General features: G+C 72.9%; 15 protein-coding genes. 8 read left to right on the forward strand and 7 right to left on the reverse strand.

The genetic code is table 11. The features are described 5' to 3' along the window. Positions 1-72: 72 nt before the first annotated feature. The 6 genes from OG455_RS31900 to OG455_RS31925 all read right to left on the reverse strand — a co-directional run bounded on the left by OG455_RS31900 (position 73) and on the right by OG455_RS31925 (position 6,742). Positions 73-1,782, reverse strand: coding sequence for an urease subunit alpha (locus OG455_RS31900; protein WP_266299696.1), 1,710 nt, complete (start codon positions 1,780-1,782; stop codon positions 73-75). Beyond that, complete coding sequence (gene ureA, locus OG455_RS31905) at positions 1,779-2,555, reverse strand: urease subunit gamma (RefSeq protein ID WP_266299698.1); 777 nt, start codon at positions 2,553-2,555, stop codon at positions 1,779-1,781. Before ureA ends, OG455_RS31900 begins: the two co-directional genes overlap by 4 nt. A 93-nt stretch (positions 2,556-2,648) precedes the next feature. Next, positions 2,649-3,836, reverse strand: coding sequence for an agmatine/peptidylarginine deiminase (locus OG455_RS31910; RefSeq protein WP_266299700.1), 1,188 nt, complete (start codon positions 3,834-3,836; stop codon positions 2,649-2,651). Positions 3,837-3,958: 122 nt separating this feature from the next. Further along, on the reverse strand, positions 3,959-5,125 hold the full coding sequence (locus OG455_RS31915; RefSeq protein ID WP_266299701.1) for an agmatine/peptidylarginine deiminase: 1,167 nt from the start codon (positions 5,123-5,125) through the stop codon (positions 3,959-3,961). A gap of 365 nt (positions 5,126-5,490) precedes the next feature. Then, positions 5,491-6,069 carry a TetR/AcrR family transcriptional regulator gene (locus OG455_RS31920; protein WP_266299702.1) on the reverse strand — a complete coding sequence of 193 codons (579 nt, stop codon included), beginning with the start codon at positions 6,067-6,069 and terminating at the stop codon, positions 5,491-5,493. 100 nt (positions 6,070-6,169) lie between these two features. Then, positions 6,170-6,742, reverse strand: coding sequence for a TetR/AcrR family transcriptional regulator (locus OG455_RS31925; RefSeq protein WP_266299703.1), 573 nt, complete (start codon positions 6,740-6,742; stop codon positions 6,170-6,172). Positions 6,743-7,067: 325 nt separating this feature from the next. Between OG455_RS31925 and OG455_RS31930 the strand changes: the two genes are divergently transcribed. The 6 genes from OG455_RS31930 to OG455_RS31955 all read left to right on the forward strand — a co-directional run bounded on the left by OG455_RS31930 (position 7,068) and on the right by OG455_RS31955 (position 13,431). Then, positions 7,068-8,066, forward strand: coding sequence for an agmatine/peptidylarginine deiminase (locus tag OG455_RS31930; protein ID WP_266299705.1), 999 nt, complete (start codon positions 7,068-7,070; stop codon positions 8,064-8,066). A 96-nt stretch (positions 8,067-8,162) separates the two neighbouring features. Continuing rightward, on the forward strand, positions 8,163-9,824 hold the full coding sequence (locus OG455_RS31935) for an ABC transporter substrate-binding protein (protein WP_266299707.1): 1,662 nt from the start codon (positions 8,163-8,165) through the stop codon (positions 9,822-9,824). Continuing rightward, positions 9,821-10,780, forward strand: a complete 960-nt coding sequence (locus OG455_RS31940; RefSeq protein ID WP_266299709.1) for an ABC transporter permease — start codon at positions 9,821-9,823, stop codon at positions 10,778-10,780. The genes OG455_RS31935 and OG455_RS31940 overlap by 4 nt, the downstream gene beginning before the upstream one ends. Next, entirely contained in the window at positions 10,777-11,631 is an 855-nt protein-coding gene (locus tag OG455_RS31945; protein ID WP_266299711.1) for an ABC transporter permease, read from the forward strand. Before OG455_RS31940 ends, OG455_RS31945 begins: the two co-directional genes overlap by 4 nt. Further along, positions 11,628-12,608 carry an ABC transporter ATP-binding protein gene (locus OG455_RS31950; protein WP_266299713.1) on the forward strand — a complete coding sequence of 327 codons (981 nt, stop codon included), beginning with the start codon at positions 11,628-11,630 and terminating at the stop codon, positions 12,606-12,608. The genes OG455_RS31945 and OG455_RS31950 overlap by 4 nt, the downstream gene beginning before the upstream one ends. Further along, complete coding sequence (locus OG455_RS31955; RefSeq protein WP_266299715.1) at positions 12,601-13,431, forward strand: ABC transporter ATP-binding protein; 831 nt, start codon at positions 12,601-12,603, stop codon at positions 13,429-13,431. Before OG455_RS31950 ends, OG455_RS31955 begins: the two co-directional genes overlap by 8 nt. Positions 13,432-13,450: 19 nt before the next feature. On the opposite strand, the gene OG455_RS31960 is transcribed toward OG455_RS31955, so the two are convergent. Next, complete coding sequence (locus tag OG455_RS31960) at positions 13,451-14,104, reverse strand: TetR/AcrR family transcriptional regulator (protein ID WP_266299717.1); 654 nt, start codon at positions 14,102-14,104, stop codon at positions 13,451-13,453. 151 nt (positions 14,105-14,255) lie between these two features. Here OG455_RS31960 and OG455_RS31965 point away from each other — a divergent pair, with 151 nt between their 5' ends. Together OG455_RS31965 and OG455_RS31970 are read left to right on the forward strand one after the other, a co-directional pair. Beyond that, positions 14,256-15,518 carry an agmatine/peptidylarginine deiminase gene (locus OG455_RS31965; protein ID WP_266299719.1) on the forward strand — a complete coding sequence of 421 codons (1,263 nt, stop codon included), beginning with the start codon at positions 14,256-14,258 and terminating at the stop codon, positions 15,516-15,518. Positions 15,519-15,652: 134 nt separating this feature from the next. Beyond that, a complete protein-coding gene (locus OG455_RS31970) occupies positions 15,653-16,189 on the forward strand; it encodes an NUDIX hydrolase family protein (RefSeq protein WP_266299721.1) in 537 nt (178 codons plus the stop codon). Positions 16,190-16,220: the final 31 nt, after the last annotated feature.

Here is a 16,220-nt window from a genome sequence, read left to right on the forward strand (position 1 = left end):
GCCGCTCTGTCAGCTCTGTCAGCTCCGTCAGCGCCGCCGGCGCCTGCCGCTCCGTCAGCGCCTGCCGCGCCGTCAGAGGAAGTAGAGGCGGCTGAGCGGCACGGTCTGCGCCGGTTCGGAGCGGACCGGGCTGCCGTCGAGGGTCACCAGGCCGTCGCGGGGATCGACCTGGACGTCGCCCAGGCGGGCGTTGCGGACCATGTCCGCCGGGCCGATTCCCCGCGTTCCCCCGACCGCGACCCGGCGGCGCCGGGTGGCCATGGCGTCGTAGGGGCGGCCGAACGATCCGGACTCGGCCGCGGCGCGGCTGACGAACGCGACCGACAGGTCGGCGGCCGTCGCGCCGTGCGCGCCGAACAGCGGCCCGAGGACGAGTGGTTCGCAGGCCTCGGTGGCCGCGTTCGGATCGCCCGTCACGCCGTAGGCGGGGAAGCCGGCCTTGAGCACCAGCTGCGGCTTCGCGCCGAAGAACGCGGGCCGCCAGAGCACGAGGTCGGCGAGCTTGCCGACCTCGATCGAGCCGACCTCGTGCGCGAGGCCGTGGGCGATGGCCGGGTTGATGGTGAGTTTGGCGATGTAGCGCAGCACGCGGGCGTTGTCCGCGTCAGGTCCGTCGCCCTCCATGGGTCCGAACTCGGCCTTCATCTTGCCCGCCACGGCGAAGGTGCGGCGCACGGTCTCGCCGGCCCGGCCCATGCCCTGGGCGTCGGAGGAGGTGATGCCGATGACGCCCAGGTCGTGCAGGACGTCCTCGGCGCCCATGGTCCCGGCGCGGATGCGGTCGCGGGCCAGCGCGGCGTCGCCCGGCAGATCGGTCTTCAGGCCGTGGACGGAGACGATCATGCCGTAGTGCTCGGCGACCGCGTCCCGGCCGAAGGGGAGGGTGGGGTTGGTGGAGGAGCCGATCACGTTGGCGACGCCGGCCATCTTGAGGACGTTGGGTACGTGGCCGCCGCCGCAGCCCTCGATGTGGAAGGCGTGGATGGTGCGGCCCTCCAGCACCGCGAGGGTGTCCTCGACCGAGAGGCACTCGTTCAACCCGTCGGTGTGCAGGGCGACCTGGACGTCGTACTCCTCGGCGACCCGCAGCGCGGTGTCCAGCGCGCGGGTGTGGGCGCCCATGTCCTCGTGCACCTTGAAGCCGCTGGCACCGCCCTCGGCCAGCGCCTCGACCAGCGGGCCCGGGTCGGAGGAGGAACCGCGGCCCAGGAAGCCGATGTTGACCGGCCAGGCGTCGAAGGCGTTGAAGGCGTGCCGCAGCGCCCAGGGCGAGTTGACGCCGACCCCCCAGGCGGGGCCGATCTCCTGGCCGATGATCGTCGTGACACCGGAGGCGAGCGAGGCCTCCATGATCCGCGGCGACATCAGGTGCACGTGGGTGTCGATGGCACCGGCGGTGGCGATCAGCCCCTCGCCGGAGACGATCGTGGTGCCGGTGCCGACCACCACCTCGACGCCGTCCAGCGTGTCCGGGTTGCCGGCCCGGCCGATCGCGGCGATCCGGCCCTCGCGGATGCCGATCGAGGTCTTGCGGATGCCCTGCACCGCGTCGATCACCAGCACGTTGCTGATCACCACGTCGCAGGTCGAGCGGACGGTGGCGGCCTTCAGGTGCAGGCCGTCGCGGGCGGTCTTGCCGAAGCCCACCAGGAACTCCTCGCCCGGCAGCTGCGAGTCGGACTCCACCCGCACCACCAGGCCGGAGTCGCCGAGCCGCACCCGGTCACCGGCTCGCGGACCGTGCACGGCGGCGTACTCGTGCGGTTCGATCGTGCTGCTCACCGCTGGTCCTCCTGCTCATCGGACTGCTCATCGGGCTGTGCGCCGGGCTCTTCGTCGGCCTGTTCCTCGGCATCGGCACCGGCATCGGCATCGGCACCGAGGTAGCCGCACGCGGCGGCGCTGCGCAGCGCCCGCTGCTTGGCGCCCGGGGCGTCCAGCGGGCCGTCGACCAGCCCGGCGAAGCCGATCGCGACGCGGGCGCCGCCGATCGGCACCAACGCGACCTCGACCACGGCGTCCGGGTCGAAGCGGGTGGACGCGCCGGCGGGCGCGGCGAGCCGCATGCCGTAGGCGGCGGCCCGGTCGAAGTCGAGGCGGGGGTTGGCCTCGAAGAAGTGGAAGTGGGAGGTCACGCTCACCGGCACGGTCGCCGTGTTGCGGACCGTCACCGTGCGGACCGGCCGCGGCACGTACGGCACGTCGCTGCCGGAGAGGACGGCACCGGGCGCGGCCTCGCCCAGGCTGCCGCCGCCACCGAACGGGTCGGCGATCACCGCCAGCCGGGTGCCGTCGGCGAACACCGCCTCGACGTTCACCTCGGTGACGAGGTCCGGCACACCCGGCAGGACGTCCTGGGGGCCGAGCACGGAGCGGGCGCGCTCGATCGCCTCGGCCAGCCGCAGGCCGTCCCGGGCCGCCTCGCAGGCGGTGTCCGCGATCAGCGCGGTGGCCTCGGGCACGTTGAGCCGCACGCCGCGGGCGCGGCGGGCGCGGGCGAGCTCGGCGGCGGTGAAGAGCAGCAGCCGGTCGCGCTCGGTCGGGGTCAGCTGCACGGTGACTCCAGGCCCTTGCGCGCGCTGTGGAAGCCATGAGGGCTCATCGGCCCAACTCCTCGTCTGTGGTGGCGGTTGGTGCGCGGGGACCGGTCAGCCGGCGGGCTGGTCGTGGGTGGAGCAGTGGATGCCGCCGCCGCCGGAGGCGATGGTGTCGATCCGGATCGGGACGATCTCGCGGTTCGGGACGTGGTCCTTGAGGATCTGCTGCGCCTGGTCGTCGGCCTTCGGGTCGCCGAACAGCGGTAGGTAGACGCCCTTGTCGCCGATGTAGAAGTTCAGGTACGAGGAGACGAAGGCGTCGCCACGACCGGTGATCCGGTCGGGGTCCGGCTGCGGGATCTCGATGACCCGTAGCTTGCTGCCGGTCGCGTCGGTGGCGTCCGCCAGGACGGACCGGGCCTGGTCGGCCGAGCGCGACCAGACGTCCGCCGGCAGGCCGGGGAAGGCCTGGTCCAGCAGGACGACGCCGGGGGCGGCGAACCGGGCCAGGCAGTCCACGTGCGCGTTGGTGATGTCCTTGCCGCGTACGCCGGCCAGCCAGACCACCTTGGTCACGCCCAGGGCCCGCTTGAGCTCCTCCTCGACCTGGTCGCGGCTCCTGCCGGGGTTGCGGTTGTCGTTGACGACCGAGCTCTCGGTGACCAGCAGGGTGCCCTGGCCGTCGCTCTCGAAGGAGCCGCCCTCGGCGACGAGCGGGGTCCGGATCCGCTCGACTCCGTACTTCGCCAGCACGGCGCGGGCGACGCCCGCGTCGTCGGCGTGCTGCTGCTTGCCGCCCCAGCCACTGAAGTTGAAGTCGACGCCCTTGACCTTCCCGGCCTCCTCGACGAACACCGGCACGGTGTCGCGCGCCCACAGGTCGTCCACCGGGGTGGAGAAGATCTCGACGTCCGAGCCGCAGGCGTTCTTCGCCGAGGCCTCCTGACCGGGCCGCACCAGCAGGACCACCGGCTCCCGGCTCCCGATCGCCCGCGCCACACCCGCGATGTCCGTGCGGACGGCGTCGAGCTGCCCGCCCCAGACGTCCTGCGACGCGGGCCACGCCATGAACGTGCGCGCGTGCTCCTCCCACTCGGCGCCGAGCCTGCGCCCGGGCGTCGCACCGCTCGGACCGCTCGTGCCGTTCGTGCCGCCGGAGGCCGGTGCGCCGGCGCCGGGCGTGTCGGCCGCGTCGTTCAGGTCGTCGGGTCCGGTGCAGGCCGCCGCGCCGAGCGCCACGACGCCGGCACCGGCGAGGGACCGCAGCACGGTGCGGCGGGACAGGGGTGAGCGGGGCACGTGGTTCTCCGGAGGTGGCAGGTGGAGCGCGTACGGGGGAGGGCCCGGCACCGCCGCCGTCGAAGGCGCGGGGCCGGCACCGGCTGCGGGCGGCTCACGTGGTGTTAGCGGCTCACGTGGTGTTAGGGGAGCGGTTCCTGCATCGTCGAGCAGTGGATGCCGCCACCGCCCGCCATCAGGCGGTCCACGTCGAGCTGGATGACCTCACGGCCGGGGAAGGCCGCTTCCAGGGTCCGCTTGGCGGCCGCGTCCTTGTAGGCGTCGCCGAACTGGGCGGCGATGACGGCGCCGTTGACGACATGGAAGTTCAGGTACGAGTCGACGAAGTCGGAGCGTCGTGAGCGCACGGTGTCCGGGCCGTCGACGCGGATGACCCGCAGTCGGCGCCCGCGCGCGTCGGTCGCCCCGCTCAGCACGGCGAACTGCTCGCGCGCGTCCCGCGCCCAGGCGTCGTCGCGGTCGTCCGGCGGCAGCTGGACCAGCACCACGCCCGGGCGCACGAAGCGGGAGGTGACGTCGATGTGGTCGTCGGTGATGTCCTTGCCCTTGATGCCGGGCACCCAGATCATCCTGTCCGCGCCGTACGCGTCGAGCACGGCCGCCTCGACCTCGTCGCGGCTCCAGCCGCGGTTGCGGTTCTTGTTGACCAGGCTGCTCTCGGTGGCCATGACCGTGCCGTCGCCGTCCGTCTCGATGCCGCCGCCCTCACCGACGAAGTCGGCGCGGACGAAGGGCAGACCGGTCAGGTGCGCGACGTTCTCGGCGACGTGGGCGTCATCGGTGTGGACCTGCTTCCTGCCCCAGCCGTTGAAGTTGAGTCCGACGGCCTGGAGTCCGCCGCGGCCGTCCCGCCGGAAGACCGGGGCGATGTCGCGCATCCACAGGTCGTCCGTCGGGATCGAGCCGATCACGGACACACTGGGGCCGCAGGCGTCCTGGGCCTCGCGGACCGAGTAGTCGTCCGGTGCGCACATGACCACGGGTTCGTAGCGCGCGATCGTGCGGGCGATCAGCGCGATGTCGTCCTGCACCCCGCCCAGTTGGCGGCCCCAGACCGACTTGCGCGACGGCCAGGACATCCAGGTCCGGGTGTGCGGGACGTCGTCCGAGGGCACCCGGGCCCGCGGTGCCGCACCGTCGGCGGCGAACGCCGTGGAGCCGGCGAGGACCTGGGAGCCGAGGGCGAGGCCGACCGCGCCCAGTCCCGCGGTGCCGAGCAGGGCGCGGCGGGAGGGTGCGGCGCCGAAGAGGCGCTCACCGAGCGAGGGGCGCGCGTGCGGGTCACTCATGGGATCTCCAGTTCGAGTATGGCTCCGGCCCGCGCGACTCGGCGAATGCCCGGATCCGCGGGGGACCGGTCGGCGGGCGCCACCTGGCCGCATCACGGTGGTGCGGCGGTGCGGCGGTGCGCTCTGCGCGGGCTTGACGCGGCTGCGCCGCGGTGGCGGGTCGGAGGCTGCTCCGGACCTGCCGGGCCCGGCTGCGCGACCCACTGTCGCATTGACTGAAAAGTCAGTCAAGTTTCTGGAGGCAGGTCTGCGTGTGAAGCCCCGGACGGGCCGAGGCGGGCTGTGGCGGGCCGAGGCGCGAGGCGGGGCGAGAAGGGCGCTGTGGCGGGTGCGGGTGCGGGTGCGGCCGCGCAGGCCGCGGGCGCCTACGGGCGCAGTCGCGCCACCTCGGCGTCGATGGCGGCGGCCATCAGGTCCCGGGCGTGGTCCACGGGCAGGCCGCCGCTGAGCCAGCGCACGCTCAGCCCCTCCAGCAGGGCGGTGAGCCGCTCGGCCGCGCCGGCCAGCGCCACCGCCGACCCCATGGGCTGGATCCGCCCGAGGATCTCGGCGACCTCCTGGATCCAGACGAGGGTGGCCCTGGCCAGGTCCTCGCGCAGCTCGGTCTCGAAGACCGCGCTGGCGCGCAGCTCTCCCCAGGCGGTGCTGTTCTCCCGCACCTCGGGGGTGTCCTGCAGCTCCAGCAGCAGCGCCTGTTCCAACTCCTCGCGGGCGCTGAGGGGTTCGCTGCCCGCCGCCCGCTGCCTGGTGTAGCGCTCGGCGCGGTCGCTGATGAATTCGAGGGTCTGGCGGAGGATCCCCGTGCGGTCCTTGAAGTGGTAGTAGATCAGCGCGGTGGACACGCCGGCCTCCGCGGCGAGCTCCTCCACCCGAAGCCCGCGGACCCCGCGCCGCGCGATCACGCGCGCGGCGGCCTCCATGATTGCTGTTCTACGACCTGCCATGGTCCGACACCCTACGCGACCGCCGGGTGCCGCACTGACCGGAATGCCAGGGGCTGCCGGCCCAGCGCGGGACGAGCCGCGGGCTCTCGGGACCGGAGGCTCAACCGCGGCCCAGCTCGGCGTCGATGGCGCCTTCGAGCAGGTGCCGGGCGTGGTCCAGCGGCAGCGAGCCGCTGAGCCAGCGGACGCTGAGGCCCTCGACCAGGGCCGTCAGGCGTTCGGCGGCGGCCGCGTGCGCCGGGGCGGTGCCCAGCGGGTCGGCGCGGGCGAGCAGGTCGGCGATCTCGTGGACCCAGGTGTGGGTGGACTTCGCCAGGTCCTCGCGCAGGTCGGGCTCGAAGACCGCGCTGGCACGCAGCTCTCCCCAGGCGGTGCTGTTCTCCCGCACCTCGGGGGTGTCCTGGAGTTCGAGCAGCAGGATCTGCTCCAGATCGGCCCGGGCGTCGTCGGGGAGCGTTCCGGGACTCCGCTCGGCGGTGTAGCGGTCGGCGCGGTCGCTGATGAACTCGAGGGTCCTGCGGAGCGTGCCGGCGCGGTCGGTGAAGTGGTAGTAGATCAGCGAGGTCGACACCCCCGCCTCCGCCGCCAGCTCGCCCACGCGCAGTCCGCGCACGCCGCGCCGCGCGATCACGCGGGTGGCTGCCTTGAGTATCTCTGTCCGACGGTCCGACATGAGCGCTGATCCTAGCGGGCGGTGAGCCCGGATGGGCAATTTTCCTGACTGATATGTCAGGGAGACCTCGGAGGGGTTGCCGCGGATTTCCCCTGATGATCGCGGCCTCGGCCGCCAGCACCTGCCGGCCGGCACGGGTGATCGTTCCGATCGCGGGGCGCGGTGCGGGTCTGTGAGCACCGAAGGCTTGACTGAATTTTCAGTTCGGTGAAGGATGCGGGGCACACCGACCCCGGACCAGCCCGCGCCCCCGGCCCCCGCCCGGCCCGCGCCACTCGCTGACCCCCGGAGCTCCGAAGAGGAAGAGGTTGCCGTGACTTTCCGCATGCCTGCCGAATGGACCGAACACGAGGGCTGCCTGATGGCCTGGCCGGTCCGGCCGGAACTCTGGGGTGACACCCTCGACGAGGTCAAGCACGAGTACGCCGAGGTCGCCCGCGCCATCGCGCGGTTCGAGCCGGTCACCATGGCGGCGCCGCCCGGCCACGGCGACGAGGCCCGCGAGCGGTGCGGCGAGGGCGTCACGGTCGTGGAGCTGCCGATGGACGACTCCTGGTTCCGCGACAGTGCCCCGATCTTCGTCCGCGACGAGGACGGCCACCGCGCCGGCGTGGACTTCAGGTTCAACTCCTGGGGCCGCAAGCACCACCCGTGGGACGCCGACGACGAGGTGAGCGCGCTGCTCCTGGAGCACCTCGGACTTCCGGTGGTCCGCTCCGAGATGATCCTCGAAGGCGGTGCGATCACCGTCGACGGCGAGGGCACCTTGATCACTACCGAGCAGTGCCTGCTGCACCCCAACCGCAACCCGGGGATGAGCCGCGAGGAGATCGAGGCCGAGCTGAAGGCACGGCTCGGTGTCACCAAGGTCGTCTGGCTGCCCTACGGCGGACTGCTGGACACCGAGACGGACGGCCACGTGGACGGCGTCTGCGCCTTCGTGGCCCCGGGCAAGGTCGTCGTCCAGCTGCCGGCCGATCCCGAGCACCCCGACTACGCGCGGATGCGCGCCAACCGCGCCGTCCTGGAGCACTCGACCGACGCCCAGGGCCGCCCGTTCGAGATCGTCGACCTCCCGCAGGCCGCCTGGGTCGAGGTCGACGGCAAGCGGACCGAGGTCGGCTACCTGAACTTCTACCTCGCCAACGGCGGCGTGGTCGTCCCCGTCGCGGACCATCCCGAGGACGAGGGCGCGCTGGCCGTGCTCGCCCGCGCCTACCCGGGCCGCGAGGTCGTCGGCGTGCGGGCCCGCGTCATCGCCTTCGGCGGGGGCGGCGTCCACTGCATCACCCAGCAGGTCCCGGCCGGCCGCACCAGCGCCTGACACCCGCTCCCCCCGGAACGCCCCGGGAACGCCCCGGACCCCCTCCTACCGGACCCTCACCGGACCCCCCTCACCGGACACCGAAAGGAAGCGCCGATGCCCCCCACCCCGCCGCGCCCGGGAAGACGCGGGAGGCGCGCCAGCGGCCTCACCCTGGCAGCCTCGGCCCTGAGCGCCCTCGCCCTGGTCGCCGCCTGCTCCGGCCCGCCGCCGGCCGGCGGCCTCGCCGGCCCGAACGCCTACGCGCTGTCGGCCACCACCCCGCCCGCGAAGGGCGACCTCGACTCGTTCAGCTGGGCCCTCTACGCCGAACCGCCGACCCTGGACTACCTCCAGGCCTTCGACTACCCGCAGAACACCATCCTCTCCAACGTCTGCGAGAGCCTGATGCGCTGGACGCCGCAGCTGGGGGAGGAGCCGGGCCTGGCGGAGAAGGCCACCAACCCCGACCCCACCACCTGGGTCTTCGACCTGCGTCCCGGCGTGAAGTTCCACGACGGCAGCGTGATGACGGCGGACGACGCGGTGTTCAGCCTGGACCGGCAGATGGACCCCGCCAACGGCGGCGCGTGGGCGAACGTCTTCCAGAACGTCGGGTCGATCGCCAAAACCGGGCCGCTGCAGGTCACCGTCAAGCTCAAGACCCCCGACTCCCAGTTCCCGCAGTACATGGCCACCGCCGCCGGCGTGGTCGCCGGTGAGCGGGGCGTGCGGGCGGCGGGCAAGGACTACGGCACCAGCGGCAGCCTCGACTGCACCGGCCCGTACCAGCTCGGCACCTGGACCAAGGGCCAGTCGATCGAGCTGGACCGCTTCGACGACTACTGGGGCACCAGGGCCAGGTCGAAGAAGGTCCTCTTCGAGTTCCTCACCGACGCCTCCGCCCGCACCAACGCCCTGCTCACCGGCGAGGTGGACGGCGGCTACCTGATCCCCACCGAGAGCTACGCCCGCCTGAGGAGCAGCAGCGCCGGCACCCTCTACTTCGGTGAGGGCCTGAGCACCGTCAACGTCAACGTCACCAACATGCAGGGCCCGCTCGGCGACGTCCGGGTGCGCAAGGCGCTCTCCCTGGCGATCGACCGCACCGGGTTCGTCAACTCGGGCCTCGGCGGCAACGGCACCGCGACCACCTCGCTGACCGCCAAGGCGGCCTGGGCCGCGGCGGACGACGCGACGCGGACGACGGCCCTCGGCGGCCTCCAGCCCACCGCGCAGGACATCGCCCAGGCGACCCAGCTGGTCAAGGACGCCGGCGCGACCGGCAAGACCCTCACCATGGCCACCAGTTCGATCGGCCAGGACGTCTCGCTGCTGGCCACGGCCGTGCAGTCGGCGGGCACCAGGATCGGGCTGGACATCAAGCTGAGGACGATCGCCCCGGACGCCTTCACCGCGCTCTTCACCGACCCCAAGGCGCGCCAGGGGATCGACATGTTCCCCGAGACCTACTACCTGTCCATCACCGACCCGATGGACCTGCTCACCAACTTCCAGACCGGCGCCTACCAGAACTACGCCGGCTACAGCGACAAGGGCTACGACGACCTCGTCGAGCAGGCCGTGGGCACCTACGACCCGGCCCAGCGGCTGGCCATCGAGGCCCGGCTGAACCAGAAGGCCGCCGACCAGGTGCTCTGGATCCCGGTCGCGGAGTGGCCGACCTCGGTCTTCCTGAACAAGCGGATCACCGGCGCCCCGACCACGATCTCCTACATGTACTACCCGTGGGCGGCCGACGTGGGGGCGGCCAAGTGACGTTCGCGAGATTCGCCGTCCGCCGGCTGCTGGAGATGGCCGCCACCCTGCTCGGCGCCTCCTTCGTGATCTTCGGCGCGATGTACCTGGCACCGGGTGATCCGGCGAGCTTCCTGCTCTCCGGGCGCTCGGCCTCACCGGCCGCCCTGACGGCGATCAACAACGAGTACCACCTCAACGACCCGTTCTTCGAGCGCTACTTCCGCTGGCTCGGCCAGATCCTGCACGGCGACTTCGGGCGCTCGATCGAGTACCGCACCGACGTCTCCAAGCTGCTCGCCGACCGGCTGCCCAGCACCCTGCTGCTGGTCGCGATGGCACTGGTCCTGGTGGTCGCGGCGGGCCTGGCGCTCGGCTGGATCGGCGCGGTGCGCGCCGGGGCCGTCGACTCGACGATCCTGGTCACCACCACCGTCGCTGTCGGCACCCCGTCCTTCGTCGCCGCCATCCTGCTCCAGGGGCTGTTCTCGGTGTGCCTGGGCTGGTTCCCCACCGGCGGGGGCGGCCAGGGCCTGGGAGACATGATCTGGCACCTCACGCTGCCCGCGATCGCCCTGGCCCTCTACCTGATCGGCATGCTCGCCCGGGTCACCCGCGCCGCCATGCTCGAACAACTGGGGCGCGAGCACGTCACCGTCGCCCGCAGCCGCGGCGTCCCGGAGCGGCAGGTGATCTGGCGCCACGTGTTCCGCAACGCGCTGGGCACGGTGCTCACCACCGGCGGCCTGATCGTCTCCACCCTGATCATCTGCACCGTGCTGGTGGAGTCCGCGTTCAGCATCGGCGGCATCGGACAGCTCCTCGAACTCGCCACCACCACCAAGGACTTCCCCACGGTCCAGGCCATCTCCCTGCTCATCGTCGGGCTGTTCATGACCGTGAACCTCGTCATCGACCTGCTCTTCCCGCTGGTCGATCCCACGGTCACCCTCGGCGCCCGGAGGTCCACCGCATGACCACCGCCCTCACCCGCAGGCCCGGTCTCGGCCGCATCCGGGCCACCCGGCAGCCGCTCCACCTGGCCTGCCTCGGCTTCGCCGTCCTGGTCGTCCTGGCGGCGCTGCTCGCGCCGTGGATCGCCCCGGGCGACCCGAACTCGGTCGACCTCGGCAACCTGCTCGCCGGGCCGTCCGCCGACCACCTGCTCGGCGTCGACTCCGCCGGCCGCGACACCCTCTCCCGGTTGCTGCTGGGCGCCCGCACCTCGCTGATCGGCCCGCTCGGCGTCGTCGTCTTCTCCACCCTCGCCGGTGTGGCGGTCGGCGTGGCCGCCGGCTGGCGCGGCGGCTGGCTGGACTCCGTGCTCTCGCGCAGCACCGAACTCGTCTTCGCCTTCCCCGGCCTGCTGCTCGCGATCCTGATCGCCACGGTCTACGGCGAGGGACTGCTCGCCCCGGTGATCGCCCTGGCCATCGCCTACCTGCCCTACGTCTCCCGGCTGACCCGCTCGCTCGTGCTGGCCGAGCGCGAGCGCCCCCACATCGCCGCGTACCAGGTCCAGGGCCACTCCTCCCTGCAGATCTGCCTGCGGCACGTCATCCCCAACATCGCGCCCGTCGTGCTCGCCCAGTCCACCATCAACTTCGGCTACGCCCTGATCGACCTCGCGGGCCTCTCCTACCTCGGACTCGGCGTCCCCGCGCTGACCCCCGACTGGGGCCGGATGGTCTTCGACGGCCAGACCGCCATCCAACGCGGCTACCCGCTCTCCGCGATCCTGCCCTGCCTGGCGATCGTGCTGACCGTCGTCGCCTTCAACGTCGTCGGCGAACGCTGGGCCGACCAGGTCGCCCGGAGGGACCGATGACCCGCACCCTCGACATCAGGAACCTGAGCCTGCGCCTGCCGGACACCGCCCGGCCCGTGCTCGACGGCGTCGACCTGCACATCGCGGCCGGCGAGACCGTCGCCCTGGTCGGCGAATCCGGTTCCGGCAAGACCATGACCTCGCGATCCGTGCTCAGCCTCCTCCCGAAGGGCGCCCGGACGGCGGGCGAGGTCCACGTCGCGGGGGAGAACGTACTGGCCCTGAACCCGCGGGAACTGCGCGCGCTGCGCACCGGCCGGGCCGCGATGATCTTCCAGGACCCGCGGGCGGCCATCAACCCGCTGCGCCGGGTCGGCGACTTCCTCACCGAGAGCGTGCGCCTGGCCGGCACCATGGACGAGGACGGCGCCACCCACCGCGCCGCCGAACTCCTGGAGGCCGTCGGCCTCGACGCCGCGGTCCTGCGCCGCTACCCCGGGCAGCTCTCCGGCGGCATGCTGCAGCGCGTGATGATCGCCGCCGCGCTGATGGGCGACCCGGTGCTGCTGCTGGCCGACGAGCCCACCACCGCGCTGGACGTCACCAGTCAGGCGGAAGTGGTCTCGCTGATCGGTGAGTTGAAGGAGCGCTTCGGCACCGCGCTGCTCTTCGTCACCCACGACCTCGGCCTCGCCGCGGCCATCAGCGACCGGGTCTACGTGATGTACGCGGGACGGATCGTGGAGACGGGCCCGGTCGGCCCCCTCTTCGCCGAGCCCCGCCACCCCTACACCCTGGCGCTGCTCGCGGCCACCCCGCACCTGGCGGCCCCCGGCGGCAGGCTCGCCGCCATCGAGGGTCAACCACCCGACCTGCGGCACGAGTTGGCGGGGTGCCCGTTCGCCCCGCGGTGCCGCTTCGCGACCGCCGTCTGCAGCACCGAGGTGCCGCAGCCGCAGGCCGCGCCGGGCGTGCCCGACCACCTGTCCGCGTGCCACCACAGTGACCACCTCGCGGAGGGTGCCGCCGATGCCTGACACCGTGCTCGAAGTCAGCGGCCTGCACAGGACGTACGGCACCTTCCGTGCCGTCGACGACGTCTCCTTCGCGCTCGCCGCGGGCGGATCCCTCGGGATCGTCGGGGAGTCGGGCTCCGGCAAGACCACCACCGCCCGGATCATCGTCGGCCTGGAGCGCGCCGACGCCGGAAAGGTGCTGCTGCACGGGCGCGACCGTACCGAGCGAGCCCGGGGCAAGGCCCAACGCCTGGCGCGGGCCCGCCAGGTCCAGATGGTCTTCCAGGACCCCTACCTCTCCCTGGACCCGCGCACCAGCGTCGGGGCGGCGCTGCGCGAGACCCTGCGGCTGCACTTCCCCGAGCAGGACCACGCCCGCCGGATCACCGAACTCCTCGACCAGGTCGGCCTCGGCTCCCGGGCCGCGAGCGCGCTGCCCCGCCAACTCTCCGGCGGCCAGCGCCAGCGCGTCGCCATCGCCCGCGCCCTGGCCGTCGAACCCGCGGTCATGGTCCTGGACGAGGCGGTCGCGGCCCTGGACGTCTCCGTGCAGGCGCAGGTCCTCAACCTGCTCGCCGACATCCGCGAAGAGACCGGCATCGGCTACCTCTTCATCACCCACGACCTCGGCGTGGTCCGCTGCGTCACCGACGACGTCATCGTCATGCGGCACGGCGGGATCGTCGAGGAGGGGCCCACCGGCGAGGTGCTGGCCGAACCCCGGCACCCCTACACGCGCCTGCTGCTGGACTCCGTGCCACGGCCGGGCTGGGACCCGCGGCGCATCGCGGCGGCCCGGCGCGCGCTCCAGGAGGCGCCTGCCGAGCCGGCCGGGCACACGTGACCGTCAGCGGTCGCGGGGCTCAGCCGCCCGCCGCCAGCGCGCGAACCAGGCCCCGGAGCGCGGCGGCGGCGTCGAGCTGAGGATCCAGGGACCGGATCGCCGCCAGCCCGTCGACCGCCCCGGCGACGGCCTCACCCAGGGGCCGCGGGTCGATGCCGTCGCCGCGCTCCTGGGCCAGCACCTCGAACAGTGCGATGAAGCAGGCCCGCCAGCGGCGGTACTCCGCCTCCAGGGCGACCCGCACGCGGTCGTCGTGCAGGGCGAACCAGTGCAGCGCGGAGTGCAGCCGGGCCAGGTCGGCGCCCTCGGGCTGGGTCAGCAGCGCGAGGACCCGCTCGGCGCGCTCGGCGAACGTGCCGGGAGCGTCGACGGCCGCCTCCAGCGGCGCGATCCACTCGGGCCGGATGTCCTCGACGACCGCCACGATCAGATCGGTCCGGTCCGCGAAGTGATAGTGGCACATGCCGTGCGAAATCCCGCACATCGCGGCCACGTTGCGGGTCGTGAAGCGCTCGCCGCCCGCGCTGGCCAGCAGGGTCCTGGCCGCCGCGACCAGGCGCGCGCGGGTCTGCTCACCCTTGGCCGAGGCCCGCGCCCGGCCGGCCGGGCGCGGCGGGCCGACGGGAGGGTCTGCGGGAGTCGCGGTGGTGGCGTCCTGCGCGCGTGCGGCCATGGCGCCACTCTAACGAGCCCGCGGCCGCCGGCCGGCGGGCCCCGCTCCGATCGTGGGCGAATCGCTGCGAGGGGTATTGACCGAGCGCTTGGTCAGTTTTATGTTCACCGTCAACCGCGGTGATGTCGCGGACAGTTGACTGGAGGCAGAGATGAACGAGCACGTGGACCCCCGGCCGCGCGCCGGGGTCGGCAGACGCGGATTCCTGACGGCCGCGGGCCTCGCCGCGGCGGGCGTCGCGGTCACCACCGCGACCGGCGGCCGGGCGGTGGCCGCCCAGCGCCGCGGGCCGGCCGCCGCCGCGGGCCGGGCGGCTCCCGCGATTTCCGCAACTCCCGCGACGGGCGCGGCAGGCACGGCAAGCGCGGCAGGCACGGCAGGCAGGGTGGGCCGGGCCGGCGCGACGGGCTACGTCGTCCCGCTGGACACCCTGCGCCACACCCGGACCTGGATGGCCTGGCCGGACAGCACCAGCATCTGGCGCAACCAACTCAGCGGCGTCCAGTCGAACATCGCGCTGGTCGCCAAGACCATCGCGAAGTACGAGCCGGTCATCATGTGCGCCAACCCGGCGAGCGCCGCCAAGGCCCGCTCGATGTGCGGCTCGGCCGTCACGGTCATCAGCTCGATCCCGGTCGACGACTGCTGGATGCGCGACACCGGCCCGATCTTCCGCACCGACGGAGCGGGCGGCCTCGACGCCGTCGGCCTCAACTTCAACGGTTGGGGCAACAAGCAGAACCCGCACCAGAACGACGCCCTGGTCGCCCAGCACGTCGCGGCCTACCTGGGCGTCCCCTTCACCGCCGCCGGGCTCGTCTGCGAGGGAGGAGCCGTCGAGACCGACGCGGCCGGCACCCTGATGGCCACCCGGAGCAGCATCATCAACAGCGACCGGAACCCCGATCTGTCACAGGCCCAGATCGAGTCGGCCCTGTGCGCGGCCTACGGCGCCTCCGAGGTGATCTGGTTCACCGGCATCTCGGGCCAGGACATCACCGACGACCACGTCGACGCCACCTCCCGGTTCCTCGGTGCCGGGACCGCCGCCGTTCAGATGCCGCTGTCGAGCGACACCGACATCTGGTCCAACGACGAGCGCCAGCAGTACCAGACCCTCTCCACCGCCACCGACGCGCAGGGGGCGGCCATCGCGGTCAGCAAGATCCAGGGCCCCAACTACAACCGCATCCGGTCGACCAACCCCGACTTCGTCGGCTCCTACGCCAACTACTACGTCTGCAACGGCGCGGTGATCTCGGCGCAGTTCGGCGACACCAGCGCCGACGCCGCCGCCAGGACCACCCTGGCCCGCCTCTTCCCGGGCCGCACCATCGAGCAGCTGAACATCGACTACATCGGAGCGGGCGGCGGCGGCATCCACTGCGTCACCCAGCAGCAACCGGCCCCGTAGCAGCGGAAATCCGGCCGGCCCGGCCGCTCCGGGCCGGCCGACTCCCGAGCGGGCTCGGCCAGGCCCGGCCAGGCCCTGGCAGGCAACCAGCGGGGCACCAGCGCCGGGTGAGCCGGAGGACATACGATCAGCCCATGACCGACACCACGGAGACCACGCCAGGCTGGCTCGCTCCCGAGGAGCTGGAGACGACGCGGGCGCGCATGCCCATCCTCTACGTCGAGGCGGTGCCGGTACGCGTCGACGCCGCCGGAGAGGTCACACAGGTCGGACTGCTGCTGCGGATCGGGCCGGACGGCACGGTGAGCCGGACCCTGGTCTCCGGCCGGGTGCTGCACCACGAGCGGATCCGCGACGCCCTGCTGCGGCACCTGGAGAAGGACCTCGGACCGGTGGCGCTGCCCCACATCCCGGTCTCGGTACAGCCGTTCACCGTCGCCGAGTACTTCCCCACCCTGGGCGTCACCGAGTTCCACGACCCCCGCCAGCACGCGGTCTCCCTCGCCTACGTCATCCCCGTGGCCGGCGACTGCCGCCCGCGCCAGGACGCCCTCGACCTGGTCTGGTTCAGCCCCGAGGAGGCCGCCTCCGCGCTGGTGCAGAACGAGATGCCCGGCGGCCAGGGCGCGTTGCTCAAGCGCGCCCTCGCACACATCGGCCGCCTCGGCTGACGGGTCCGCCCCGCGGCGTGCGCCGAGGCCC

Origin of the sequence: Kitasatospora sp. NBC_01287 (assembly GCF_026340565.1) — a bacterium.
Taxonomy (GTDB): domain Bacteria; phylum Actinomycetota; class Actinomycetes; order Streptomycetales; family Streptomycetaceae; genus Kitasatospora.

Excerpts from the sequence above, each read along its gene's own strand:
- OG455_RS31915 (WP_266299701.1), bottom strand. The coding sequence starts at position 5,125 with ATGAGTGACCCGCACGCGCGCCCCTCGCTCGGTGAGCGCCTCTTCGGC.
- OG455_RS31935 (WP_266299707.1), top strand. The coding sequence starts at position 8,163 with ATGCCCCCCACCCCGCCGCGCCCGGGAAGACGCGGGAGGCGCGCCAGC.
- OG455_RS31920 (WP_266299702.1), bottom strand. The coding sequence starts at position 6,069 with ATGGCAGGTCGTAGAACAGCAATCATGGAGGCCGCCGCGCGCGTGATC.
- OG455_RS31960 (WP_266299717.1), bottom strand. The coding sequence starts at position 14,104 with ATGGCCGCACGCGCGCAGGACGCCACCACCGCGACTCCCGCAGACCCT.
- OG455_RS31970 (WP_266299721.1), top strand. The coding sequence starts at position 15,653 with ATGACCGACACCACGGAGACCACGCCAGGCTGGCTCGCTCCCGAGGAG.
- OG455_RS31945 (WP_266299711.1), top strand. The coding sequence starts at position 10,777 with ATGACCACCGCCCTCACCCGCAGGCCCGGTCTCGGCCGCATCCGGGCC.
- OG455_RS31955 (WP_266299715.1), top strand. The coding sequence starts at position 12,601 with ATGCCTGACACCGTGCTCGAAGTCAGCGGCCTGCACAGGACGTACGGC.
- OG455_RS31930 (WP_266299705.1), top strand. The coding sequence starts at position 7,068 with ATGCCTGCCGAATGGACCGAACACGAGGGCTGCCTGATGGCCTGGCCG.
- OG455_RS31950 (WP_266299713.1), top strand. The coding sequence starts at position 11,628 with ATGACCCGCACCCTCGACATCAGGAACCTGAGCCTGCGCCTGCCGGAC.
- OG455_RS31965 (WP_266299719.1), top strand. The coding sequence starts at position 14,256 with ATGAACGAGCACGTGGACCCCCGGCCGCGCGCCGGGGTCGGCAGACGC.
- OG455_RS31925 (WP_266299703.1), bottom strand. The coding sequence starts at position 6,742 with ATGTCGGACCGTCGGACAGAGATACTCAAGGCAGCCACCCGCGTGATC.